Annotated in this window: 20 protein-coding genes; 16 read left to right on the plus strand and 4 right to left on the minus strand. The window is 60.6% G+C overall.

From position 1 onward, the window contains the following. Positions 1-22: 22 nt before the first annotated feature. Both AC5WNI_RS08570 and nfuA read right to left on the minus strand, forming a co-directional pair. Entirely contained in the window at positions 23-1,822 is a 1,800-nt protein-coding gene (locus AC5WNI_RS08570; RefSeq protein WP_495929133.1) for a diguanylate cyclase domain-containing protein, read from the minus strand. Positions 1,823-2,152: 330 nt separating this feature from the next. Continuing rightward, the gene (nfuA, locus tag AC5WNI_RS08575; protein WP_175088784.1) at positions 2,153-2,743 is read right to left on the minus strand and encodes a Fe-S biogenesis protein NfuA; all 591 of its coding nucleotides are present in this window, start codon (positions 2,741-2,743) and stop codon (positions 2,153-2,155) included. Positions 2,744-3,119: 376 nt separating this feature from the next. Between nfuA and metH the strand changes: the two genes are divergently transcribed. The 8 genes from metH (at position 3,120) to AC5WNI_RS08615 (ending at position 15,001) form a co-directional block, all read left to right on the plus strand. Then, positions 3,120-6,845 carry a methionine synthase gene (metH, locus tag AC5WNI_RS08580; protein WP_495929135.1) on the plus strand — a complete coding sequence of 1,242 codons (3,726 nt, stop codon included), beginning with the start codon at positions 3,120-3,122 and terminating at the stop codon, positions 6,843-6,845. A gap of 302 nt (positions 6,846-7,147) precedes the next feature. Then, on the plus strand, positions 7,148-8,476 hold the full coding sequence (locus AC5WNI_RS08585; RefSeq protein WP_175088786.1) for an MATE family efflux transporter: 1,329 nt from the start codon (positions 7,148-7,150) through the stop codon (positions 8,474-8,476). Positions 8,477-8,880: 404 nt separating this feature from the next. Further along, complete coding sequence (locus AC5WNI_RS08590; RefSeq protein WP_263643029.1) at positions 8,881-9,009, plus strand: hypothetical protein; 129 nt, start codon at positions 8,881-8,883, stop codon at positions 9,007-9,009. A 45-nt stretch (positions 9,010-9,054) separates the two neighbouring features. Beyond that, positions 9,055-9,969, plus strand: a complete 915-nt coding sequence (locus AC5WNI_RS08595) for an ABC transporter substrate-binding protein (RefSeq protein ID WP_495929138.1) — start codon at positions 9,055-9,057, stop codon at positions 9,967-9,969. A gap of 100 nt (positions 9,970-10,069) precedes the next feature. Next, complete coding sequence (locus AC5WNI_RS08600) at positions 10,070-10,513, plus strand: hypothetical protein (RefSeq protein ID WP_225346687.1); 444 nt, start codon at positions 10,070-10,072, stop codon at positions 10,511-10,513. Between the two features lie 52 nt (positions 10,514-10,565). Further along, positions 10,566-12,515: a sensor domain-containing protein gene (locus AC5WNI_RS08605; RefSeq protein ID WP_175088789.1), complete on the plus strand. Its 1,950-nt coding sequence runs from the start codon at positions 10,566-10,568 to the stop codon at positions 12,513-12,515. Between the two features lie 289 nt (positions 12,516-12,804). Next, on the plus strand, positions 12,805-14,457 hold the full coding sequence (locus tag AC5WNI_RS08610) for a nitrite/sulfite reductase (protein WP_141391638.1): 1,653 nt from the start codon (positions 12,805-12,807) through the stop codon (positions 14,455-14,457). 13 nt (positions 14,458-14,470) lie between these two features. Next, a complete protein-coding gene (locus AC5WNI_RS08615) occupies positions 14,471-15,001 on the plus strand; it encodes a DUF934 domain-containing protein (protein WP_175088790.1) in 531 nt (176 codons plus the stop codon). 189 nt (positions 15,002-15,190) lie between these two features. Here AC5WNI_RS08615 and AC5WNI_RS08620 read toward each other — a convergent pair whose 3' ends face one another. Continuing rightward, positions 15,191-15,364 (minus strand): DUF2970 domain-containing protein, encoded by a 174-nt coding sequence (locus AC5WNI_RS08620; protein ID WP_175088791.1) that lies wholly within the window; start codon positions 15,362-15,364, stop codon positions 15,191-15,193. A gap of 286 nt (positions 15,365-15,650) precedes the next feature. On the opposite strand from AC5WNI_RS08620, the gene AC5WNI_RS08625 reads away from it, so the two are divergent. Then, the gene (locus AC5WNI_RS08625) at positions 15,651-16,010 is read left to right on the plus strand and encodes a hypothetical protein (protein WP_225346688.1); all 360 of its coding nucleotides are present in this window, start codon (positions 15,651-15,653) and stop codon (positions 16,008-16,010) included. A gap of 326 nt (positions 16,011-16,336) precedes the next feature. Here AC5WNI_RS08625 and AC5WNI_RS08630 read toward each other — a convergent pair whose 3' ends face one another. Further along, positions 16,337-16,627 carry a hypothetical protein gene (locus AC5WNI_RS08630; RefSeq protein WP_175088793.1) on the minus strand — a complete coding sequence of 97 codons (291 nt, stop codon included), beginning with the start codon at positions 16,625-16,627 and terminating at the stop codon, positions 16,337-16,339. 463 nt (positions 16,628-17,090) lie between these two features. Between AC5WNI_RS08630 and AC5WNI_RS08635 the strand changes: the two genes are divergently transcribed. The 7 genes from AC5WNI_RS08635 (at position 17,091) to AC5WNI_RS08665 (ending at position 25,584) form a co-directional block, all read left to right on the plus strand. Continuing rightward, entirely contained in the window at positions 17,091-19,544 is a 2,454-nt protein-coding gene (locus AC5WNI_RS08635) for a cache domain-containing protein (protein WP_495929142.1), read from the plus strand. Between the two features lie 361 nt (positions 19,545-19,905). Next, positions 19,906-20,703 carry a FadR/GntR family transcriptional regulator gene (locus tag AC5WNI_RS08640; RefSeq protein WP_225346689.1) on the plus strand — a complete coding sequence of 266 codons (798 nt, stop codon included), beginning with the start codon at positions 19,906-19,908 and terminating at the stop codon, positions 20,701-20,703. A gap of 97 nt (positions 20,704-20,800) precedes the next feature. Next, positions 20,801-21,949, plus strand: a complete 1,149-nt coding sequence (gene dgoD, locus AC5WNI_RS08645) for a galactonate dehydratase (RefSeq protein ID WP_175088795.1) — start codon at positions 20,801-20,803, stop codon at positions 21,947-21,949. Positions 21,950-22,045: 96 nt separating this feature from the next. Further along, on the plus strand, positions 22,046-22,843 hold the full coding sequence (locus tag AC5WNI_RS08650) for an SDR family NAD(P)-dependent oxidoreductase (RefSeq protein ID WP_175088796.1): 798 nt from the start codon (positions 22,046-22,048) through the stop codon (positions 22,841-22,843). Continuing rightward, positions 22,840-23,874 carry a 2-dehydro-3-deoxygalactonokinase gene (locus tag AC5WNI_RS08655; RefSeq protein ID WP_175088797.1) on the plus strand — a complete coding sequence of 345 codons (1,035 nt, stop codon included), beginning with the start codon at positions 22,840-22,842 and terminating at the stop codon, positions 23,872-23,874. The genes AC5WNI_RS08650 and AC5WNI_RS08655 overlap by 4 nt, the downstream gene beginning before the upstream one ends. Positions 23,875-23,970: 96 nt before the next feature. Next, positions 23,971-24,585 carry a 2-dehydro-3-deoxy-6-phosphogalactonate aldolase gene (locus tag AC5WNI_RS08660; RefSeq protein WP_175088798.1) on the plus strand — a complete coding sequence of 205 codons (615 nt, stop codon included), beginning with the start codon at positions 23,971-23,973 and terminating at the stop codon, positions 24,583-24,585. A gap of 72 nt (positions 24,586-24,657) precedes the next feature. Continuing rightward, positions 24,658-25,584 (plus strand): SMP-30/gluconolactonase/LRE family protein, encoded by a 927-nt coding sequence (locus AC5WNI_RS08665; RefSeq protein WP_225346691.1) that lies wholly within the window; start codon positions 24,658-24,660, stop codon positions 25,582-25,584. The last annotated feature ends 32 nt before the right edge of the window (positions 25,585-25,616 follow it).

Genomic DNA, 25,616 nt, shown 5'->3' on the forward strand with positions numbered 1-25,616 from the left:
TGCTTGAACCCTAGGGCTTCCGTCACTGCTGTTTCTGCACATCACGCTTCTTGCTCGCGATCGCAACAATCTGGCCCAGCTCATCATGGCGGCTGAACTGCACCGCGCAATTGCGTCCCTCATGCTTGGCGGCGTACAGCGCCATGTCCGCATTGTGTGATAGCTGTTCACGGTCGGCGCCATGTTGAGGAGCGATGGCAATCCCGATGCTGCAGCCCACTTCCAGCTTGTGCTCTTCATACAGGAATGGCTTGCCCAGACTGTCGATGATGCGCTGGGCCAGCTGGGCGAGTTCCCCGTGGCGACCCAGATTCGCCTGGATGTCGGCATTGTGGACCAGCACCACGAACTCATCGCCTCCCAGACGCGCGACGAAATCGCCCTTGCGCACCACCTGATTGAGTCGCTCCGCGATCACCTTGAGCGCCACATCCCCGGCAGCATGGCCATGGGTATCATTGATGGGCTTGAACTTGTCGATGTCCAGCATGAGACACGCCAGCTGCACGCCTTCGTCACTGACGCTTTCGAGCCAATGCTCGACCCGCTCATAGAAATGCTGTCGATTGGGCAGCCCCGTCAGAGAATCATGCATCGCCAGTTGCGTGATGCGCTTCTTGTAGTTGTTGCTCTCGATGATGTTGTACTTGAACTTCTGCAACGCCCGCGCCATCTGGCCCACTTCATTGGTGTGCTGAGTACTATCGATCACCACGCTCACATCATCGTTGGCCAAGGTATTCATGGTCTGCGTTAGACGACGTATCGGCACCAGGACATAACGTCCAAACAGCCACATCGAGATGCCGATCAGCACCACGATCATCGCCAACGCCAGGCCATTGACGACCGGCGCCACCGTGGCCAACAGATTGAGCGTCTTGCCTACCGAGGCAGAGGTCGCCCCGATCCGCATGTGGGTTTCATGATCCAGCACCGCCAGTGCTGCAAGCGCTTGTGCTTCATTGACCCTGACTTGCTGATCGATCTCACGCGGCGAAAGCTCTGTCTGCTGGTCATGCAACTGGCTGACCTTGTTCAAGCGGTCACTGTAGGACTGGATGACATCGGCAATATCGCGAATAGCACGCTGCTCGGCAGTATTCATGCCCATCTCACGATATGCCGTCAGTGTCGCTCGCAGCGACTTGAGGTCCTGCGCCGCCTGTTGACCGTAGATAGCATCACTACGCAGTACGTAATTCTTGAAGTGGTGGATCATCTCGCCATAGCCGAGGTCACGTCGCAGGTTGGCTACCAGTCTCGCCTTACCCATGCCGTTCTCAAGCGGGTTGTCATTATCACGTAACTCAGCGACGGAGATACGGCGCAAGGTATCTAGCCCTGAGACAGCCTGGAAATCATCGATCTGTACCACCTTGTCGATATCGGCACTTGAACGCCCCTGCTCGATCATCGCGCGTATCCTGGGGACCATCATCTCATAGCGACTGATGGTGGCGCGCAGGCCTGCCACCGCCTGTTCTTCCTGCTGGGACAACCCGAGGTTCTGATAACGGTTCAAGGCACTTCGAGCGGCACCGATCTCGTTCTGCACCTCGCCGATCAAATCAATATCCTGACGCAGCACGAGATTCTTGAAATCATGCACCATGCCGCCATAGCCCAGAGCCTTGGTCAGCTGGCCCTCCAGGCGCGACTTGTCAGAGCGCGCCTGCTGATATTCCTGCCAGCCACGCTGCAGGTCGGACACATTACGGGTAATAAATGCCAACACGATCAGCAACACCAGACCCGCCAAGGCAGAAAGCACACAGATGATGATGTTGATGGTGCGAAAACGCAGGTTGGCCAGACTCATGAAGGCTATCTCTTGACGATGGAAGGAAAGGTTCGACGAACACGTCATGCCGGACAGCCGTAGAGCTGATGCCAGCATGAAAAAGATACTGCCACGATACCAGACAACCCTAATACTTTACTCAGCTACTTCACTGAGCCTCCCTTCATACGCCGCGCGCCCTGGCATGGATATCCCAGGCTCGCGCCAGCTCGCTTCAACCCATGAGAGGCCGACGTCGCACGCATAAAAAAATCTCCCACCGAAAATCGATGGGAGATTGCGTTCTTGGCCTGTGCTTGGATCGACTCTGGCATTGGCCTGGCCACATGCCTGAAGCCAGACCCGCCCTCAGCTGTAGTAGGCGTTGGTCGTGTCGGTATGATCGGTGACGTCACGGACACCGGTCAATTCCGGGATACGCTCCATCAGCGTCTTCTCGACACCATCCTTCAGGGTCAGATCGACGGCGGAGCAGCCTTGGCAACCGCCGCCGAACTGCAGGACGGCGACCTGCTCTTCGGTCAGCTGCACCAGTTTGATCTCGCCGCCATGAGCTGCAAGCCCCGGGTTGATCTCGCTGTAGAGGATATAGTTGATGCGATCTTCCAGCGGGCTATCCGCGTTGACCTTGGGCATCTTGGCGTTCGGTGCCTTGATGGTCAGCTGGCCGCCCATGCGATCGGCATTGAAGTCGACGGTCGCTTCTTCCAAGAAAGGCACGCTGTGCGTGTCGAGATAGACCTTCAGCTTCGGCAGATCCAGGATCTCATCCGTCGGCTCTTCCTCGCCCGGACGGCAATAGGCGAGACAGGTCTCGGCATATGGAGTGCCCGGCTGGGTGATGAAGATGCGCACGCCGATACCTTCGACGTTCTGCTTCTCGAGCAGCTCGGCAAGATACTCTTGGGCGCTATCGGTAATCTGGATGCTCTCACTCATGGCGCAGAGACTCTCTTGATGTCAGGTGACTAATGGCTCCATGTTAAGGGAAAACCTGCTGCACTCGCAATCCTGAGCAAATCACTCGGGTTTGGTGACTGCGCGCGACCACTCCCTTTTGGACACTCCTGACTGACTCATGTTGCGCATGAATCATGCTCATCGTGACGCTTCTGTAGTCTGATACGATAGCTCCAACTGGCCAAGGCGGGGGTTTCTGAGCGAATCCCTCGCCGGCGCCTCTCAATAGCAATGAGTTCGCGCCTGTGGCGTGTGACTTTCTCGGCAAGATGCTGGCTTGGCAAAGCACTGGCTTGGTAGAGAAAGTTGCCCGCCCGGGAAACAACGCGACAGGTCACGTACGCTGGAGTCCGTCATGGCGCAAGCCCAATCCCCTGTTCCTTATTCTCTGTCCTTGCCCGACGCGCTGAGCCAGGCGCTGCAGGAACGCATCCTGATCCTCGATGGCGGCATGGGCACCATGTTGCAGAGTTACGGGCTGGAGGAGGAAGACTTCCGAGGTGAGCGCTTCGCCGACTGGCCCAGCGACATCAAGGGCAACAACGATCTGCTGGCGTTGACCCGACCGGACATCGTCGAGGCGATCCACCGCGCCTACTTCGAGGCCGGCGCCGATATCGTCGAGACCAACACCTTCAATGCCACTCAGCTGTCGCAGTCCGATTACGGCATGCAGGCGCTGGTCCACGAGATCAACCTCGAATCGGCACGCCTGGCGCGCAAGACGGCGGATGCCGTGGCCGCCGAGACTGGCATCCCGCGCTTCGTCGCCGGGGTGCTGGGTCCGACCAGCCGCACCTGCTCCATCTCGCCGGACGTGAATGACCCCGCCAAGCGCAATGTCACCTTCGATATCCTGCGCGACAACTACCGCGAAGCCGCATTGGCGCTCTTCGAGGGCGGCGCAGACCTGATCCTGATCGAGACAATCTTCGACACCCTGAATGCCAAGGCGGCGATCTACGCCCTCGAGGAGCTGTTCGACGAAGGCCATCCGCGCCTGCCGGTGATGATCTCCGGCACCATCACCGATGCCTCGGGGCGTACGCTGTCCGGCCAGACTACTGAAGCCTTCTGGAACTCGGTCCGTCACGCGCGCCCGCTGAGCATTGGCCTCAACTGCGCACTGGGCGCCGAGGAGCTACGTCCTTATCTGCGTGAGCTGTCCGAGAAGGCCGATACCTTTGTTTCCGCGCACCCCAACGCCGGCCTGCCCAACGAATTCGGCGAGTACGACCAGACCCCGGACGAGATGGCCGAGATCATCGGCTCCTTCGCCGCCGCGGGCCTGCTCAACATCATCGGTGGCTGCTGTGGCTCCACCCCGCAGCACATACAGGCGGTCAAGCGCGTGGTGTCCCAGTACCCGCCGCGCAAGGTGCCGGAGATCGCGCCGGCCTGCCGCCTGTCGGGACTTGAGCCCTTCAACATTCAGCCGGACTCGCTCTTCGTCAATGTTGGTGAGCGCACCAACGTCACCGGCTCCGCGCGCTTCCGCCGCCTGATCAAGGAGGAGGACTACACCACCGCGCTGGAAGTGGCCCTCGAACAGGTCGAGAATGGCGCCCAGGTCATCGACGTCAACATGGATGAGGGCATGCTGGAGTCACAGGAGGCCATGGTGCGCTTCCTGAACCTGATCGCCTCGGAGCCGGACATCTCGCGCGTGCCGATCATGGTCGATTCCTCGAAGTGGGACATCATCGAGGCGGGGCTCAAGTGCATCCAGGGCAAGGCGGTGGTCAATTCCATCTCGCTCAAGGAAGGCGAAGAAAGCTTCCGTCAGCAGGCGCAGATCTGTCGTCGCCATGGCGCCGCGGTAGTGGTCATGGCGTTCGATGATGTCGGTCAGGCCGACACCTATCAGCGCAAGATAGAGATCTGCGAGCGCGCCTACCGGATGCTGGTCGATGACATCGGCTTCCCGGCCGAAGACATCATCTTCGACCCCAACATCTTCGCCATCGCCACCGGCATCGAGGAGCACGACAACTACGGGGTCGATTTCATCGAGGCCACGCGCTGGATTCATGACAACTTGCCCCACGCGATGATTTCCGGTGGCGTCTCCAACGTGTCCTTCTCGTTCCGTGGCAACAATCCGGTCCGCGAAGCGATCCACTCGGTATTCCTCTATCACGCCATCCAGGCGGGCCTGAGCATGGGCATCGTCAACGCCGGCCAGTTGGCTCTCTACGATGACCTGCCCCGGGAGCTGCGCGACGCCGTCGAGGATGTAGTGCTCAACCGCCGCGATGACAGCACCGAGCGCCTGCTCGACATCGCCGACAAGTACAAGGGCGATGGCAGCAGCGGCGAGAAGAAGGAAGACCTCGAATGGCGCAGCTGGTCGGTCAACAAGCGCATCGAGCACGCGCTGGTCAAGGGCATCACCGTCCATATCGAGGAAGATACCGAAGAAGCGCGCCTGCAGGCAGCCCGGCCCATCGAGGTCATCGAAGGGCCGTTGATGGACGGCATGAATGTGGTCGGCGACCTGTTCGGCGCGGGCAAGATGTTCCTGCCCCAGGTGGTGAAGTCGGCGCGCGTCATGAAGCAGGCGGTCGCCCACCTGATCCCCTTCATCGAGGCCGAGAAGAGCGGCGAGACCCAGGCCAAGGGCAAGATCGTCATGGCCACCGTCAAGGGCGATGTCCACGACATCGGCAAGAACATCGTCGGTGTGGTGCTTCAGTGCAACAACTATGAGGTGATCGACCTGGGCGTGATGGTGCCGGCGGAGAAGATTCTGCAGACCGCCATCGACGAGAAGGCCGACATCATCGGGCTTTCGGGGCTGATCACGCCGTCGCTGGACGAGATGGTCAGTGTCGCGAGGGAGATGCAGCGCCGTGGCTTCGAGTTGCCGCTGCTGATCGGTGGTGCCACCACGTCCAAGGCACATACCGCAGTCAAGATCGAACCGCAGTACGATCAGCCGGTCATCTATGTCACTGATGCCTCACGCGCGGTGGGCGTGGCATCGCGTCTGCTGTCGCCGGAACTCAAGGCAGCTTATGTCGATCAGATTCGCACCGAGTACGCCGTGGTGCGCGAGCGCAATGCCAAGCGCCGCCCCAAGGCCGCGGATCTCGACTACCGCGAAGCGCGCAAGCGTCGCTTCCAGACGGACTGGGAGCATTACACCCCGCCGGCCCCGAGCTTTACCGGCCTCAAGGTCTTCGATGACTACGATTTGAATGAACTGGTCGAGCGCATCGACTGGACGCCCTTCTTCATGAGCTGGCAGCTGGCGGGCAAGTACCCGAAAATTCTGCAGGATGAAACAGTCGGGGAAGCGGCGCGTTCGTTGTTTGCCGATGCCAAGGTGATGCTGCGCAAGCTGATCGATGACAAGGTGCTGTTGGCGCGTGGCGTGATCGGCTTCTGGCCGGCCAACTGTGTCGACGACGACACCCTGGAAGTCTACGCCGATGAATCACGCACACAGGTGGTCGAGCGCCTGCATCATATCCGTCAGCAGATGACCAAGAATCGTGATGGCGTCTGTCACAGTCTTGCCGACTACATCGCCCCGCGTGATAGCGGCAAGCCGGACTGGATCGGTGGCTTCGCCGTGACCACCGGGCATGGCGCGGATGAACTGGCCAGGGAGTACGAGGCGGCTGGCGATGATTACAACGCCATCATGGTCAAGGCGCTGGCGGACCGTCTCGCCGAAGCCTTTGCCGAGCGCCTGCACGAGCGCGTACGCAAGGAGTTCTGGGGCTACGACAGCGAGGAAGTACTCGACAACGAGGCGTTGATCGCCGAGAAATATCGCGGCATTCGTCCGGCGCCCGGCTATCCGGCCTGCCCGGACCACACCGAGAAGGCCACGCTGTTCCGCATGCTCGAACCAGGCAAGCATGCCGGCATGGAGCTGACCGAGAGCTTTGCCATGTGGCCAGCCGCCGCCGTCTCAGGCTGGTACTTCGCGCACCCGGAGTCGAAGTACTTCTCCACCGGCAAGATCACTCGCGATCAGGTGCAGTCCCTGGCGAGCCGCAAGGCAATGGAGCTTGGCGAGATGGAACGCTGGCTGTCGCCGGTGCTGGGCTACGATCCAGACACCGATTGACTCCTCCCGTCAGCTGCCCCCACCGTCTGACACCGCCAACGTCGCCCCGCGCGCCTCACCTCTCAGGAAGTGGGGCGCGCTGTTGTCTGTGAGCCGATGTCTTCAGTTTGCCGAGCGCGCTATCATGTTGCCCCTCTTGTCCGCTGTCGTGAGTCGCCCGTGCTGCCGTTGTCACTGCTTTGTCTATCACTCCTCTATAAATCAATGCTCTGTTCACTGGTTTCCCGTTTTTCAGGCACATTCGAGGCTTTCAATTCTTCCCGAGCTTCATATCCTTTCGCCACCCCGCGTGGGAGCGTCTGATGCTGGGGAATCTTGCGCGCAACACACGAATACTGAAACTGGCGCTGCCCATCATCGGGGCGATGCTGTCGCAGAGTCTGCTCAACCTGATTGATGCGGCACTGGTCGGCAGCCTGGGGGAAACGGCGCTGGCGGGTGTCGGGATCGGTGGCTACGCCATGTTCATGGTCACGGCACTGATCTTCGGGCTGTCTTCCGCCGTTCAGGCTCAGACCTCGCGACGCCTGGGCGAGGAATCGCCCGAGCGTTGTGGCGAAGGCCTCAATGCCGGCCTGGTGTTGGCGTTGTCGATCGGCATTCCTGTCACCCTCGCCTGCCATCACTGGGCTGGGCCGCTGCTGTCACTGATCAATGACCAGTCCGGCGTGCATGAAACGGCCTCGTCATATTTTCAATGGCGTGTGCTGGGGCTGATACCTGTCGCCATGGCGTTCTGCTTCCGGGGCTTCTGGAATGGCCTGCAGCGCACCGGGATCTATCTGCGCATCATGTTGATCACCCAGGCGGTCAATGTCGTGCTCAGCATCATTCTGATCCATGGCCTGTTCGGTGCTCCGCAGATGGGCGCGGATGGCGCCGGGGCCGGTACGACACTGTCCCTGCTGGTCGCATTGGCGCTGTGGATCAAGGCGACGCTGGGCGAGCGCAGTCTGCACGGTGTTCTGCATGCCTGGCCGCCGATGACGCATTACCTGACGCTGTTGAAGCTCGCGGTGCCCCACTCCTTTCAGCAGTTATGGTTCGCGGCAGGCTACGCGATGCTGTTCTGGATACTCGGTCAGATCGATGCGGCCAGTGTCGCGGTCGGCCATGTACTGGTGAATCTCTCCCTGCTACTGATACTGCCCGGGGTCGGACTTGGGCTGGCCGCCATGAGTCTGGTGGGGCAGTCTCTGGGCAGCGGCGAACATGAAGAGGCCCACCGCTGGGGGTGGGACACCGTGCGCGTGGCACTGCCGTGTCTATTGCTGCTGGGCTTGCCACTGTGGGTCGCGCCCGAGAGCGTGCTCGGATTGTTCCTGCATCGCCCACAGTTGATCGAGCTGGGCAAGCTACCTCTGCAGATGACGGCCGCCATGATCGTGCTCGATTGCACCGCTATCGTGCTGGCCCAGGCACTGCTGGGCGCCGGCGCCCATCGCACCGTGATGCTTGCCACCTTGAGCCTGCAGTGGCTGATCTTTCTGCCCGCGGCCTGGTGGTGGGGGGTTCATCAGGAAGGGGGCCTCGTCGCCATCTGGGCAATTCAGCTCGCCTATCGCCTGCTCAACTCGCTCGTCTTCGGACTTATCTGGCAGCGAAGAGCATGGCAAGCCTTGCGCCTTTGATAATGCTCTATGATGCGACTCGCCATTCATCGCTGTAGCCACTCGCTCCTGTAGCTCATGGTAAATATCAAGAGTCAATGATATAGATCGTTCAATCGTTGAAATTTGGTAAATGGCAGCTTTGTTGCAGTCAATTCAAGGCCTGCCCAGTCGCGTATCCTGATTGAATTGTAATCAAATGTAATAGGGAGAACGCCATGTCCGCTGCCACCCACGAGACAGGACGAGTACAACTTGGCTTGCCAAGGCTGATCGTCCTGTGTGGTTGCCTTGCCCTCAGCGGGTTGGTCAACGCCGCATCCTCTGGCTCTTCCTCCTCCGATCTCACGCCTCGAGCCTCAATAAATACTCAAGCTTCGACCTATCCTTAAGGCGAGTCGAGGGCACGTGTTGCACAGAAGGCGATGCCAGGACGCACGCTGAACGCCACCTTCGTGAACCCCGGGCTTCGTGGCGAGCGCTTCTGGGACATGGTGACGAACACCATGCGAGCGGCCGCCCTGGACTTGAACATCTCGCTGGAAGTCGTCTAAGCCGAGCGGAATCCCATCCTGCTCAGGAAACTCGCGATTCAGGCTTTGGAGAGCCCTTCCGCTCCTGATTATCTCCTGCTGGTCAATGAAGAGCAGGCGGCATCCGAGTTGTTGACGATCGCGGATGGCCACGACACCCATGTCGTGATGCTGTTGAACGGACTGAGCCGCGAACAGGCGCTGATTCATGGCACCCCGGGGTCCCTCCACCCCTCCTGGATCGGCAGCGTCATCCCGGACAACCATACCGCGGGCAAACGCATGGCGGCCCAGTTGATCAAGGTGGCGCGGGAAGGGTCCCCCACCGAACAATTGCATGGGCTTGCCTTGATCGGGGATACCCGAACACCTGCCTCGATTGCCCGCAATACCGGCATGCTTGCCGGCTTTTCCCAGAACCAGAATGTCCACATAGACCGCATACTCGAGGCGCGCTGGAATACTCGGGATGCTGAACATCTTACTGCGCAATATCTTAAGTGGGTCAGCCGCTCAAGCGGTCAGAATGATCTGATCTGGGCGGCGAATGATGCCATGGCCGAGGGGGCCATTCTTGCGCTCGAGTCAGCGAGCCTCACGCCCGGCGTGGATGTGCTGGTGGCAGGACTCAACTGGTCACCGGAGGGTATCAGCATGGTGAAGGATCAGCGCATGCTGTTGACGGACGGCGGTCATTTCATGGCGGGAGCCTGGGCGATGGTGATGGCAAGAGACCATGCCGATATCGAGGAATGGACCCCCAGAACCGTCAACTTTCCGATGAGCGCCATCACGCATGGTAATGTGGCTCGATACGGCCCATTTCTGGAAAATCCTGACTGGGAGGCTGCAGATTTCGCGGCCTTCGGATTGCAGCCATCGCAGGATGACTATGGGTTTGATCCGATGAAGGTATTGGCGCAGATGCTTGATCACCAGGCCGCGGCATCCGGATTGCTCCCTCAGGCTCCTGCCGTCTAGAAGAAGATTGCACATTCCAGCGCGCTCATGAATACCCCTCAATGAGGGGCCGCAAGGATAGCTAGCAGGGCGACTTTCATCGCCACCGAGGGAGAACAGCGTGATCAATGATGGCCCGACACCCGTCAAGACCCCGGATACGGCACCCGGGGGTGATGGCGAGCATGCGTCACCGCTCAGATGGCGAATACTGCGGATACTTGCGCCGCTGGTATTCGCCATCTGTGCCATCAGTGGAGCCGTGAGTTATTACCTTTATGCCAGTGAGGCCGTCGAGCACATGCATGATGACCATCAGGAAATGATGGATATCGTGGCACTATCGATGCCGGACGCCATCTGGAACTTTGATGATGAGAGAGTTCATGCCTACCTCGAGACTCTCAGTCATCACGCCAGCGTCCATGCCGTGCGCTACTTCAATCATGAGGGTGAGCTTGTCGAGGAGATAGCCAAAAGCGGCACAGCCTTGAACCCCCGTCACGCATTCGAAGCCACTTGTCTATCAGAATTCTCTGGTCAAGCAGGCCGTTGGCAGACTTGAACTGGAGAGCACCAACGCACCGTTGCTTGCCGCCCGTTACCAGGGTGGAGCAGTGCTGTTCGCGATTGCCCTGACCATCATCCTGTCGATCCTGCTGATGCTTTCCTGGCAGTTGAAGCGCTATGTGATGAACCCCTTGAGCAAGGCTGTGAGGCGCATGAGGCAGCTGGAGGGCCAGCATGCCACCTTCCAACGAATTCCCCCTGTTCACTCGCGTGAGATCAACAAGGTCATCGTGGAGCTGAACAAGCTGGGGCAGCGAATCTTCAACATGATGGAAACGCTGCGTAACAACGAAGAGCGCTATCAACACTTCTACCGTGATACCCCCGCATTGCTGCTGGTGATCGACGACAAGGGCACAGTGCAGGATGCCAGCGAGCAAATGCTGGAGGTGACCGGTTGGACACGTGAACATCTTGTCGGCATGCCCTTCGATACTCTCATCAGCAGTCAGAATAGCAAGCATATCCATCGCATCAGTACTGCCTTGAAGCTGGGCAATGCCTGCAATGACCTTGTAATGACATTGAACTGCCGACATCAGGAAGACCGTCAGGTCCAGGTGGTCATTCCGGCCGCCAATGGTAGCCAATCCCGGGGCACGATGATGCTGCTGACGGACATCACCGAACTGACCAGGACCCAGCAGCGACTGTTGGAGCATGAGCTGATTGACCCCTTGACTCAATTGCCCAACCGGCTGTCACTCAATCAGCACGTACAACAGTTGATCGCACGTGACGCTGTCTTTGGTTTGCTGCTGGTCAATATCGATCGATTCCACAGCATCAATCACCACCTGGGGCCGATGGACGGTGATCTGCTGTTGAAAGAGGTTGGCGCACGACTCAAGGAGTGTGACCCCGCCTGGATCGGTCGTACTGGTGGTGATGAATTCGTCATGACCTGTGATATCAATGACTTGCGACCACTTGTTCACCGAATTCAAATCGCCTTCTCCCATCCGCTGCTCAAGGCTGGCGAACCCATCCATCTCAGTCTGAGCATGGCGGGTCTGCAGGCGCAGGCAGATGACGAGAGCCCGAGCCGGCTGATGCGTCTGCTGGAACTTACCGTGGTCGATATCAAGCATAAAGGGGGCAATCAATACCGCACCTGCGTCCGTGACAGCGCGCTGGAAGACGGTGAGCCGTTGTTCCTGAAGGAGCGCATGATTCGCGAAGCCTTGACCATGGGCTGGTTCCGCCTCTATTTACAACCCATCTTCCGGGCGGCCAGTGCCGATCTGGAGGCGCCGGAACTGCTCGGTGCGGAGGCACTGATCCGCCTTGAGCACCCTGAGCTCGGCCTGGTACCACCCGATGAGTTCATTCCGGCAGCAGAAAAGACCGGACAGATCGTCGAGATCGGCAACTGGGTATTGGAAGAGGCTGCCGTCATCCTGTGTGAATGGCGACGACTCGGGATCGAGGAGCGCTATCTGTCCGTCAACGCCTCTGTCATCCAGTTCAGGGATCAAGGCATGCTGCACCAGCTCGAGTCACTGCTCGAGCGCTACCCGATTCGTCCCTCGCAGCTGGTGGTCGAGGTCACCGAGAACCTGATGCTCGACAGCAAAGACAGCTTGCGTTATCAGTTGCAGGCCATACGCAGGCTGGGCGTCAACCTCTCGCTGGATGATTTCGGAACAGGCTTCTCATGTCTCTCCTATCTGCATGATCTGCCTTTCGGCATCCTGAAGGTCGATCACTCCTTCGTCATGAACGTCGAGACCAGTCGCCGGGACAGGGAGCTGGCGCGGGTCATCGTCGCGATGGGCCAATCCCACGGCATGCAGGTCGTTGTCGAGGGGGTCGAGGAGCTGGGGCAAGCCGAAATCTTCCAGACCATGGGCGTCCACGCCTTCCAGGGCTTTCTCTTCGGTCGCCCGATGCCGCAGCAAGTCTTCGAGACGCGCTTTCACGCCCATGCGGATTCGCGCCTCAGTCTGCTGAAACCTGTCAGGAGCGCACCAGGCACAGGCAATGACCTGGACTGATATCGTCTGACTGATGTCGTCAGTTCTGCGCGAGCCCGGCCTGTGGCAGGCCCTTGCCTATCGTGAGCCCTCGTGTACTTGGCCAGACGCCTGCCAGCCGGCGTCTGGTCTTTTCTTTTTGGCTGCCGATAGGCAAACTCGACGCGCCCTTCTTAATAACGTCATCATCGAAAACTATGAGGATTTATTCTTTTAAAGAATAAAGAATAGAGGGTATGGTGGCTTCAGCATCAACAAGATTCGCATCAGTGGACGATCATCTGATGCCCGACCGCAGGACACCCCTGACATGTATCGCTATGACACCTACGACCAGACACTGGTCGACGAGCGGGTAGCTCAGTTCAAGGACCAGATGGATCGCTATCTGGCGGGCCGTCTGGGGGATGAAGAATTCCGCCCTCTGCGCCTGCAGAATGGCCTTTACATCCAGCGTCACGCCCCGATGCTGCGTATCGCCATTCCTTACGGCATGTTGAGCGCTGTCCAGCTGCGCGCCATGGCGGCCATCAGTCGTCGTTATGACCGTTCCTATGGACACTTCACCACCCGCCAGAATCTGCAGCTGAACTGGCCGAAGCTGGAAGATGTCCCGGCAATTCTCGCCGAACTCGCTCAGGTCGAGATGCATGCGATCCAGACCAGCGGCAACTGCATCCGCAATACCACGACTGACCAGTTCGCCGGTATCGCGGAAGACGAGACCGTCGACCCGCGTCCGTGGTGTGAGCTGATCCGTCAGTGGTCCACGCTTCACCCGGAATTTGCCTATCTGCCGCGCAAGTTCAAGATTGCCGTCACCGGCGCAAGCGCCGACCGTGCTGCCATCCAGGTCCACGATATCGGCATTCGTCTCAACCGCGCCGACGATGGCAGCGTCAAGGCCACCATCCTGGCGGGTGGCGGCCTCGGCCGTACACCGATGGTCGGCGACATCGTGCGCGAAGACCTCGACTGGCAGCACCTGTTGACCTATCTGGACGCTATCGTGCGTGTCTACAACCAGTGGGGCCGTCGCGACAACAAGTACAAGGCGCGCATCAAGATCCTGGTCAAGGCACTGGGAATCGAGGAATTCCGCCGTCGCGTCGAGGAAGAATGGGCCCACCTCAAGGATGGCCCGGAAACCCTCACCGACTCCGCCGTCACCAAGGCGACCAGCTACTTCCCCGAGCCTGAGCGCCGTGAAGTCAGCGCCGAGGCCATCGAGGCCTACGAGACCCTGCGCCGCGAGAACCGCGCCTTCGCGCGTTTCGTGACCAACAACGTCGTCGGCCACAAGGTGCCGGGCTACAAGGCCGTCACCCTGTCGCTCAAGCGCCGTGAACTGGCCCCGGGTGACGTCACTGCTGACCAGATGGACGCCGTGGCTGACCTCGCGGAGCAATATGGCTTCGGTGAACTGCGCGTGACACACGAGCAGAACCTGGTGCTGTCAGACGTGCCGGTTGATGAGCTCGAGACACTCTGGAAGGCGCTGGAAGAACTCGGCATGGCCAACCCGACCGTCGGCACGCTGGCGGACATGATCTGCTGCCCGGGTGGCGATTTCTGCTCGCTGGCCAATGCCAAGTCGATTCCCATCGCTCAGGCACTGCAGGACCGCTTCGAAGACCTCGACTTCCTGTACGACCTCGGCCCGCTGGACCTGAACATCTCGGGCTGCATGAACGCCTGTGGCCATCACCACGTCGGCAACATCGGCATCCTGGGTGTCGACAAGAAAGGCCAGGAGTTCTACCAGGTCTCGCTGGGCGGACGCAGCGACGACAACGCCACGCTCGGCAAGATTCTCGGCCCCTCCTTCAATGCCGAAGACATGCCGAACGTCATCGACAAGGTGCTGCAGGTCTACGTCGAGCAGCGTCTGGAAGATGAAGTCTTCGTCGATACCTACCACCGCATCGGCATGAAGCCGTTCAAGGAGCGGGTCTATGCCTGAGGTGACTGCACAAATGACATCAGCACGTGAATTGACCGATCAGCGCCAGGGTGGCGTCATCCGTCAGAATCAGCTGGTGAGCGAAGATGCCTGGCAGGTCGTGCGTCTGGATGAAGACGGCAATCTACCGAGCTATCAGCAACCTGCCCTGCTGCCGCTGGCAGAATGGCAGGCGCTGGTCGCCGCCGGTGAAGGTTCTGATCATCTGGCGCCCTGGCTTGCCAGTGACACCGAGCTCACGCCCGAGCTGGGCAAGGCACTGGCGGACGCACCACTGCTGGGGGTCGACTTCCCGAACTTCAATGATGGCCGCGGTTACACCATTGCCCGCCTGATGCGTGAGCGCTTCGGCTACCAAGGTGAGATTCGCGCCATCGGTGACGTGCTGGTGGATCAACTCCACTACATGAGCCGTTGTGGCATCAGTGCTTTCGCCCTGCGTGACGATCAGTACGTGGAAGATGCTTTGCATGCCCTGAGCTTGTTCAGCGTCAGCTACCAGACCGGTGTCGACCAGAAGACGCCGCTGTTCGCGCGTCGTTGATCGCCCGCTCTTGATCACTCACCGTTACTGCCTGCGGATAGACGCGGGATAGAAAGCAATCGCAGTCGAGTGAACCAAGCAAAAGCCCCCGTCCAGGATGGTCTCCTGGGCGGGGGCTTTTTTCGTGCCGGATGGTTAGTCTCTGCAGTGTCTTGCCTGACGTTTCGTCTCAGTCGCCTGAGCGGCTCTTCAACCGGCGACGACCGTGGACAGCAGTGCCATCCCTCCCACCAGCAGTGCGGCCATCACCAGTCCCACCACCAGAAAGTTCAGCGCATGGCCGTGCTCGAAATCACGCTTGCGATTGGCCTCCTTCTGGACACCAAAGAATGCTGCCAGTACGGATTTGACTTCATTGATCATGATCGCCTCCTGGTCGGTGACCTCACGCAATTCATCATCAGGGCACAGGGTTGTCTGAGGACAGGGGGGGCCGGGATAGAGTTGACTGGAGACAGCACAGGATGCTCGCGCGCATTCCAGCAGAGGGAGCTATGCTCAACTCAGCTCAGGTTGCGAAGCCTGTGCCACTAGACACCAGCCACTATCACTATTGGTCACAATAACGCCAAACACCAGCCGCCCCGCCGGTATTTTCCCCAAGGTCTGCACTCATCAGCTATCAGATACCATGAGACAGGAGTCCGGAATGCCAATCGCCAATCAACCGATGCACCCTTTCGCTGCCTTGTTCAGCACCCCACTGCCCTGGATGAATCGACCCGATGACCTCGTGCATCCCCTCGCCCCCTTGATGCGTTGTCAGCAGGTATGGTGGAGCCTGAGCCTCAAGGCATATGAGCAGGAGATCGAGTTTATTCGCATGTGGCAGACCAAGAGCATGGAAATGGGCCAGTGCCTGCTATCCTCCGGGTTCGTTGACCCTCACGAGTCAAAGGAGTGCCTGACGGAGATCGTCAGTGATGTACAGGAACATACCGTCAAGCGCCTGCAACGCCTGCAAGGCCTGACAGACGAATTGAAGGAAGCCATCTGGGAAGAGATCTAGGGCGCAGCTCTGGGCCTGGGGCCGGTGGGAGCGTTGCCCAAAGGCCCTTGTCGACAACAGGCTAGTGGTGTCGTCGCCAGGTCAGCAAGCCACCAAGCCAATAAGAAGACGTCAGAAGATCTATCGGGCTAGATGATCCATCGGATCCAGGTGAACCAAGCGAGAAACGCACAACGCCCAGCCTTCAGGTAGAAGTGCTGGGCGTTGTGCTTACACGCTTGCAGGCCTGATAAAGCCATCGCGACGCGCGAGCCACTGCATGACTCAGGTGATAGCTCATGGCTTGCTCAGAGCGTAGCGCAGGACAAGTCAGGCAAGACGAGGGCTTACTCTGAATCCGCTTTCCCCTTGAATGCCTCAAGCTCTCGCAGCCATGTCTGGGCGGCCTCGCGATCAAGATCGAATTCCGCGATCAGGCTTTCGAGTCGCGCCACGAACTCCTCATCACGCTTCTGGGCGCGCGCCTCGTCAGCGTCGTGGTTCGACTCGGCGGCGGGGGCAGGCTGAGAAGAGCGATCCAACGCATTCAGCTCTTCTGCCAACGCCTTTTCGAGCTCATCAAAGAGAGCACGCTGCTTGCGAGCACTGGCAATGATCTTTTCATCATGTCGGTTCATGCACGATTTCCACTTTTGATCTTGTCGACAACAAGAAGACAACGCTATGAGTTCACTGCAGGACGATGAGCGACAATTTGACTTGCAGCTTATGCACGACACCTTCAACACTCGACCGGCGCGCCTCAAATCAAGATGTTAGCGAGCCTCTTCTGGACAGCCATCGATAAATGACAGATATCTTCTTGAAAGCCATACAGAAAACTAGCTTCATCATGCCCCTTTCAACGTCTGCTCGCAAGACATCGCGCGACAGGAAAAACGTGCAATTGCCCTGAACTGGGGCTTCGCGGAGTGTTGAGTGCCCTCTCTTGGCATTGGGGCGGTAACATCGTAGCGTTGGCTGGATGACATAGAGGACTGAAACGATATCCTCTGGGTCTTGCGCTAGCCGCTATGCTCGAAACAGTGCCATCATCACCCTCCCCGGCGCCACCGCATCACTCATGGATGACGTGACTCGATGATCAAGGATAGTGATCTCTCTCGACATGGGCCAGATACCGGCCCGCCCGATCTTCGCTCCCCGGTCAGACAGCGTCCGTTGGGCAAGCCCTTGCGCCTATGGCTGGGGTTGACCGCACTCTCCTGTCTCTCACTTGGTGCCCTGCTGGTATTTCAGGAATCGCAGAGTCGCGAGCAGGATATTCTGCAGGCCCAGGCGACACAGATGCTGGTCGCCAAGGAGCGGCGTCAACAGGCCAGATTAATGGTGGAGCAGACGCTCGGCATGATCGCCTCGCGGCATCGCGATTACGAGCATCGTCTGCAACGTCTTCTCATCACCACCATGCGCTCCCCGTCACTGGGCATCAGCCATCTGAGTGGACGCGATCGCTCCTTCGTCAGTACCGAACTGTTGCGCCAGTTCCCGGACCTGCGCATCAACCCGGACTGGATCGACATCATGCAGCTCCCCACCACGCTCCACCCTGACTGGTGGAATCAGGAGCTGAATCAGCGCCTCAATGCGGGCATGCGCAAGCCACAATTCCTGCGCGGCACGGATGCCGGGCTGGTGTTTGCCGTGCCGCTGGGGCAGGAGGAAGGTAACCCCGGCGCCGTGCGCCTTGATCGACGACAACAGCCCGCCCCCTGGGCGCTGGTGCATATCGACCCGAAGATGGTGGCCTTTCTGGTCGCCAATGAGCTGAGACAGTCTCTGCACGCCAGTGTCGAGCGCGAGGAAAGCCGCTATGTCTGGATCAACGAGATCCTGGACCCGACCGGAGGTGAGGGCTATGCACGCCGGTTGATCCATCCTCTGCTGCCGGCCACCGAAGGCAAGTTGCTGTCGACCGAGTACCAGGACAGCAGTGGCCGCTTCCCGTATCGCACCGAGCTCGAGGGTGTCTTGAACGGCAGTGGCATCTACTTCGATTACCGCTTCCCCAAGCGCCCGGGCGCCGAGCAGGTCGACAAGACCGCCTACGCCGCCCTGTATCCCCCCTTCCAGTGGATCATCGCCAGCGGCGTCTATCTCGATGACATCAGTGAAGCCGCCCTCCAGGCGCACGAAGACTTGATGAACAAGAAGCACGCGCTGGAGCGTTGGCATTTCCTGATCACCCTGCTGGTGACCTTGATGCTCTGTCTGGCCTTTGGCTACGCCTTCCTGTGCCAGTATCGCGAGCGACAGCTGCAGATGCGCCAGCGCATGAATCAGCTGGAGCATGAGCTTGAGCAGCGCGGCGAAGACAGGCTCGGGGCGGTGATGCGCATGATCCGTGAGGAACGCTGTCCCGAGCGCTCGGGAGAAGACTTTCTGGCCGCCAATCTTGTCAGCGCCATCGCGACACGACTCGGGATGGACCGCCAGGAAATCGCCACGCTGGAGCGCGTTGCCATGCTGCACGATATCGGCAAGCTGGCGCTGCCTGACTCCCTGCTGCGACCGCGCGATGAACTCCATTTCGATCAGTATCACTTGCTGCGTCGCCATGTCGAGGTCGGTGCACGCATGATGGAAGATGCCCTGATGGCACCCGCGGAAGCTGACCTGTTGCGTGCCAGTCAGCAGTTCATGCTGGGGGCCTGCAGCAGGTTGACATCGTATGCAAACGGCAACGCTGCCGCGACCTCGCAAACCTCTGCAACACCTCCTGCCATGTCTCCGTCTGCTCCTCCTCGTGCAGATATCCCACAGGCAGAGCAGACCTCGGCCGATACAGCAGCGACGTCGCTCGCTGCCAGCACTCTGGCACTGGTCGTGCAGGTCATCGAGCTGGTGCGACACACCGGTGTCAGTGAGGCCCAGGCACTGAGCGAGATCGAACACCGTCTAGGCCTTATGCCACCAGAGTTGCTGCAAGCGGCGCGTGAAGTACTGACGGAGCAACCGATAGCGCCGGCACCCACCCTGCATCGACTCTGCCCGCAGCAGGTAGAGCGTGACCCGAACCGGTGGCGCGACAGCCACAGTGGCTGCTTCACCCGCGCACTGCTGGATGCCGCTCTCGAAGCGCTGGCCCGGGAGTGTCAGGACGCCATGGGGCAGCACATCACGCTGTGCCATCTTCACCTGGGCGGCATGAAAGGATCGCGCCGCAGCGCTGACGACAGACACCTTGCGCCACTCGATGCCCAGCTTGGCCCACACCTGAATGCCTGCTTCTATCCGTTGCGTGTCTTCCGCGTCAGTGAGGGCAACTTCATCGTGATGGGGCACCAATGTCGAGATATCTCGCCTGCGCAGAAAGTGACTCGCCGCCCTGAAGGCAATGAGCCACTGTTCGAGGCGCCAGCCAATGGCACTGCCTCGCCACCCACCGCCAATTCCCTGACATCGCTGCTGTCATCGCTGGAGGACACCGCGACGCTCGAGATCACGCTGCTCGATCTCTCCTGTGCCCAGACACTCAAGGAATGGCAATTGACCCTCAATGGCCATATGGCTCGCTACCCGCCATCGGCGTGATCTGATCATGGCGCCAAGCTTTCCTGGTGACCCGCTTCCCGATGACCCGCTTTGCATGTGAGCCGTCTTACCAACCGTGACAGGGGCCAGACATCGTGTCTGGCCCCGTTCGTTGTAGATGCACCCTTTTCACTCCCCCTTGTTACCCGCCTCCTCGTTGGCTGCGCCATTGTTAGCTGTGACGGGCGAACTTTTCGCGCGACCAAAGTTGAAGAGCTTGTGGCTTGTTGAAATGTCCGACATTTATTAATGTGTGTTCAGACATTTATCCTGATGCTCGGAACCTCATGCGTCAGCGCCGCGCTCGAAGGCGATGCGATGCAGTGACTCTCCTGACCATCCTCTCACGACAGGCATCTCAATGACCGACTCTCTGGCGGCAGCCTCACTCGCCACTGACAGCGCCTCGGCGAACGACGCGACCCCGCGCAGCATGGAGGCCATTGCCACCTGCATGGCGCGGGAAATTCTCGCGGGCAGCTTCGGCCCCGGTGACAGCTTTCCGCGTGAACTGGACCTCTGCCAGCGCTTCGACGCCAGCCGCAACCGTGTTCGCAACGCCCTGGCTCAGCTGGTGAGCGCCGGGCTGCTGGAACGTACCGCCGGGCGTGGCACCATCGTGCGCGAGATGAGCGAATGGCAGCTGCTGGATCCGCTGATGAGCCATTGGGTCAGCGGTCTCGACGGTATCAACCCGGACCTGATGCGCGAGATCTACGCCTTCCGCCTGTCCGTCGAGCCCTATGTCAGTGCGCTGGCCGCAATGAAGGCCAACGCCCAGGACCTCGCGCGCCTGGAGCGCGCCTTCGAAGGCATGGTCAATACCGCCAATGACAGCTCGCGTGAGGCGCACGCCGAGCACGATGTCGCCTTCCACGAAGCCATCTACCACGCCACGCACAATCTGGTGTGGACACAACTTGGCAGCCTGCTGCGCCCTGCCATCAGCCAACTGATCCACAGTACCCAGCAGTCCGCGCAGCAGCATGATCACAGCCATCATCGCGCCAGCCTCGATCGTCACCGCGCGGTGATGGAGGCCATTCGCCTGCGCCAGCCCGAGATGGCACGCACCTGTGCCGAGCGCGTGCTGGAGACCGCAGCGCGCGATCTCGGCTTCTCACCTGACCACCCACAGCTGGGACACCGCCGCTTCTGATGCTGATCGGGCGTCAGCTGATGACGACCGATTCCACCACCCGCTTCGCCTGGCGCTGAGCCTCGTTCAAACGCCCATTCTCAACAAGGATGCATCCGTGAAAATCACCCGACTCAAGACCTGGCAAGTTCCGCCGCGCTGGCTTTTTCTCAAGATCGAGACCGATGAAGGCTGCTATGGCTGGGGCGAACCGGTCATCGAGGGCCGCGCCGCGACGGTCGAGGCCGCCGTGCACGAGCTGTCCGATTATCTGGTCGGTCAGGACCCGCGCAATATCGAGCACCTGTGGAACGTGATGTACCGCGCGGGCTTCTACCGTGGTGGCCCGATCCTGATGTCTGCCATCGCCGGCATCGATCAGGCGCTGTGGGACCTGAAGGGCCGTGATCTGGGAGTGCCCGTGCATCAGCTGCTCGGCGGCCCGGTGCGCGACAAGATGCGCATGTATGCCTGGACCGGCGGTGACCGCCCGTCAGATGTCGGCGCAGGCGCCAAGGCGCTGGTCGATCAGGGCTTCACCGCCTTCAAGATGAATGGCACGCCGGAGATGCAGATCGTCGATTCGCACAAGAAGATCGATGACGCCGTGGCACGTGTCGCCGAGGCCCGTGATGCGGTCGGTGCGGATGTCGGCATCGGCATCGACTTCCATGGTCGCGTGCATCGCCCGATGGCCAAGGCGTTGCTGCGTGAGCTGGAGCAGTTCCACCCGATGTTCATCGAGGAACCGGTCGCGCCTGAGCACCTGCCGTCGCTCAAGCACATCGCCGAAGGCATCGCGACGTCCATCGCCACCGGCGAGCGCCTGCACACCCGCTTCCAGTTCCGCGATCTGCTGGCGGACGGCATGGTCGACATCATCCAGCCGGATCTTTCCCACTGTGGCGGCATCAGCGAAGGCCTGAAGATCGCCACCCTGGCCTCGGCTTACGATGTGGCGCTGGCCCCGCACTGCCCGCTCGGCCCGCTGACGCTGGCGGCCTCGCTGCAACTGGACGCGGTGTGTCACAACGCCTTCATCCAGGAACAGAGCATGGGAATCCACTACAACAAGGACAACGACGTACTGGATTACCTGGTCGACAAGGATGCGCTGGCAATCAAGGACGGCTTCTGCGCCATTCCGCAGGGCCCGGGGCTGGGCGTCGAGATCGACGAAGCCTTCGTCGAGGAGCGTGCCAAGGTCGGCCATCGCTGGCGCAACCCGCTGTGGACCCACGAAGACGGCTCCGTCGCCGAGTGGTAATGCCGAGCAAGCCGCAACGCACCCGCTGACAACCTAGACGCCATGCCAGGACAGGCCTTCCGCCGAAGGCCTGTCACGCTCAAGGAAGGATTCGACATGACTCGTACCACATCATCCACGTCTGAAGGCTCCGCCTTCGCCGACTTTCGCTACCCGGACCTCGAAGGCGCCAGCGTCTTCATCACCGGAGGTGGCTCCGGCATCGGTGCCGCGCTGACCGAAGGCTTCCTCGCCCAGGGCGCCAAGGTCGCCTTCGTCGGCCTGTCCGATGCCAGCGAATTCTGTGACGCCATGGAAGCTCGCTACGCCAATCGTCCGCTGTTCATCCCCTGCAACATCCAGGACATCGAGGCACTGCAGGCCGCCGTCGCTCAGGCGCGTGAGGCCCACGGCTTGATCAATGTACTGGTCAACAACGCCGCGCGTGACACCCGTCATACGCTGGATGAGTGGACGGTGGAACAGTGGGATGAATCCATCGCCACCAACCTGCGCCCGCAATTCTTCACTGCCCAGGCCGTCGCCCCCGACATGCGCGCGTTGGGTGGCGGCGCCATCATCAATCTGTCCTCCAACAGCTACATGCTGGGACTGGGCGGCTACCCGACCTACGTGACCGCCAAGGCCGGCATCATGGGCATGACCAAGGCACTGGCACGTGAGCTGGGCCCGGACGCCATTCGCGTCAACTGCCTGATTCCGGGCTGGGTGATGACGGAGCGTCAGCGTGAGCTGTGGGTCAACGACAAGGACCTGAACGAGTGCATTGATCAGCAGTGCCTGAAAGAGGCCATTCCGGTCGAGGACATGATCAATCCGTGCCTGTTCCTGGCCTCCAGCGCCTCGCGCATGATGACCGGCCAGCCGATGGTGGTAGACGGAGGCCGAGTGTGAGCGGCGTCAGCGTCACGCCGGCCTGGATCGCCGTCGATTGGGGCTCCAGCAATCTGCGCGCCTGGGCCGTCACTGACGAAGATGAGGTCATCGCTCAGGCCAGCAGTGCCCGCGGCATGCTGGGACTGGCGGCGGATGAGTTCGAGGATGTGCTGCGCGTGCTGATCAATGACTGGCTGCCGGATGATGCGACGGCACCCGTACCGGTACTGATCTGTGGCATGGCCGGCGCGCGTCAGGGCTGGCAGGAGGCGGCTTACCTGCCGCTGCCCGCAGACAAGACGCCTTCCCGTGATGTGCTTGCTGCCCTCGGTGAGCGACTGACCCATGTCACGACGCGCGACAGCCGCCTTGCCGTCGCCATCGTGCCGGGCCTCTGTCAGCAGCAGCCGACCTACGATGTCATGCGTGGCGAGGAGACCCAGCTGGCGGGCCTTGTCGCCGCCCAGCCCGGCTACAGCGGTGCGGTGTGCCTGCCCGGCACCCACGCCAAGTGGGCGCATCTCGTCAATGGCGACATTACCGGCTTCAGCACCTTCATGAGCGGCGAACTCTACAAGCTGCTCAGTCAGGATTCGGTGCTCAAGCACTCCGTCGCTGCTGGAGATCTCACCGACGCCACCCAGCGCGATGCCTATCTGGAGGGCATCGATACAGCGCTTGCTGCCCCGGAGCGCACCACCGCGCAACTGTTCGGCATTCGTGCCCGCGATCTGCTCGATACATCTCTGCCTCAGAGTGACGCTCGCAAGGCGATGCTCGGTGCACGCCTGTCAGGCCTGGTGCTGGGACTTGAGCTGGCGGGCGCTACTGCGGAGCTTTCAGATCACACCACCATCACCCTGATCGGCGACGCCGTGCTATGCCAGCGCTATCAGGTCGCGCTGGAGCATCTGGGCTATCAGGTCACCACCGCGGCCAACGCCGACATGATTCTGGCAGGGCTCGGACGCATCCGGCGTGGACGATCATCCACGCAGTCATCATCAGACCGTGGCTTGTCATCAAAACATGCCTCTGTGAGCCATTGATTGAGCATTTCTGGCATTGCCAGACAGCATTTCTCTCTTCACACAGCCCTTGTTCACACAGCTCCTCTTCAAATAGACCCATTTCTGGAGATTGCCATGAGCCTGCCTCTGGTCGCCATACTGCGCGGTGTGACACCGCAAGACGTCATCGCCATCGCCGACGAGATCATCGCCGCCGGCATCACCCGCATCGAAGTCCCGCTCAACTCCCCACAACCGCTGGAGAGCATCGCCGCGCTGGTCGAGCACTGCGAGCGCGCGCATGACGGCAAGATCCTGATCGGTGCCGGCACCGTGCTGATCCCACAGCAGGTACGCGATGTGCACTCCGCCGGCGGCCGTCTGATCGTCTCGCCCAATGCCGATGTCGACGTCATCCGCGAAAGCCGCCGCCTAGAGATGGTCTCGCTGCCCGGCATCGTCACGCCGACGGAAGCCTTCGCGGCTCTCACTGCCGGCGCCTCGGGCCTCAAGCTGTTCCCGGCGACTCAGGTCGGCATCGTCAACATGAAGGCCATGCTGGCCGTGTTGCCCAAGGACATCGAGCTTTATGCCGTCGGCGGCATCGGCAGTGACAACTTCGCCGAATGGCGTGCGGCGGGTGTCCACGGCGCCGGCCTCGGCACGGCCATCTACACGCCCGGCCTGAGCGCGGCCGAAGTGGGTGAACGTGCCCGCACGCTGGTCGCGGCATGGCTGGCGGCAGACTGATAGCGACAAGTCACGCCGCCGCAAGAGTGACGAGACAACGAACAGAGCACGGATATCGCAAAGGAGCAGCAGATGATGTCATCCCCATGCCTTGGCACTGCCAGTCGCCTCGTCGCCAGTGGCTGCGAGCTGGGCGAAGGGCCGGGCTGGACGCCCGCGACAAGCACCCTACCTGCCCGGGTGCGCTGGCTGAACATCCTCGCCGGCGAGCTGCATCACGCGGCCGCGGACGGCAGTGATCACGTCATCACTCAGCTGGCGCGCCGCACCTCCTACGCAGCCGTTACCCAAGACGGCGATTACCTGCTGGTCGGCCAGGGAATGCTCTCGCGCTACACCCCCGAGACCGGCGCCGTGGAGGATTTCATGCCCTTCGAGGCGGACGCGGCGCCGGCCACGCGCAGCAATGATGCGCGGGTCGATCGCCACGGCAGTCTGTGGCTGTCGAGCATGGGCTGCAACGCCGAGTCCGGCGCTGGCAGCCTCTATCGACTGCATCGCGGAGAGCTGACCCGCGTACTCGAGGGGCTGACTATTCCCAATGCGCTGTGCTTCTCGCCGGATGGCCGCTTTGCTTATTTCACCGACACCGTTACCGGTCAGGTGATGCGCTGGCAGCTGGACGCCGATGGCTGGCCACTCAAGTCAGCAGGTGAATACAACGCCCCCGAAGTCTGGGCCGATCTGCGGGATGCCGGTGGTGGCCCGGATGGCGCCGTGATCGATGCCGAAGGCCATATGTGGATCGCGCTCTGGGGGGCCGGCCGCGTGGCAAGGCTGAACCACGACGGCAAGGAAATCGCCCATGTAGCGCTGCCGGTCAGTCAGCCTTCGTGCCCACTTTTCGGTGGCGAAGGGCTGAACACGCTGTATGTCACCACGGCGCATGAAGGCATGGCCACGCCGGTTCATGCGGCGGGCGATGGTGATCTCTTCACGCTGAACCTGTCAGCACACGGCTTCAAGGGACTAGCAGAGCTACCACTGGTGCTGGGCTGACACCGCCACTCCCTCTCTGATCTTTCTTTATT

Source organism: Cobetia sp. PDI-12MA, from assembly GCF_059507695.1.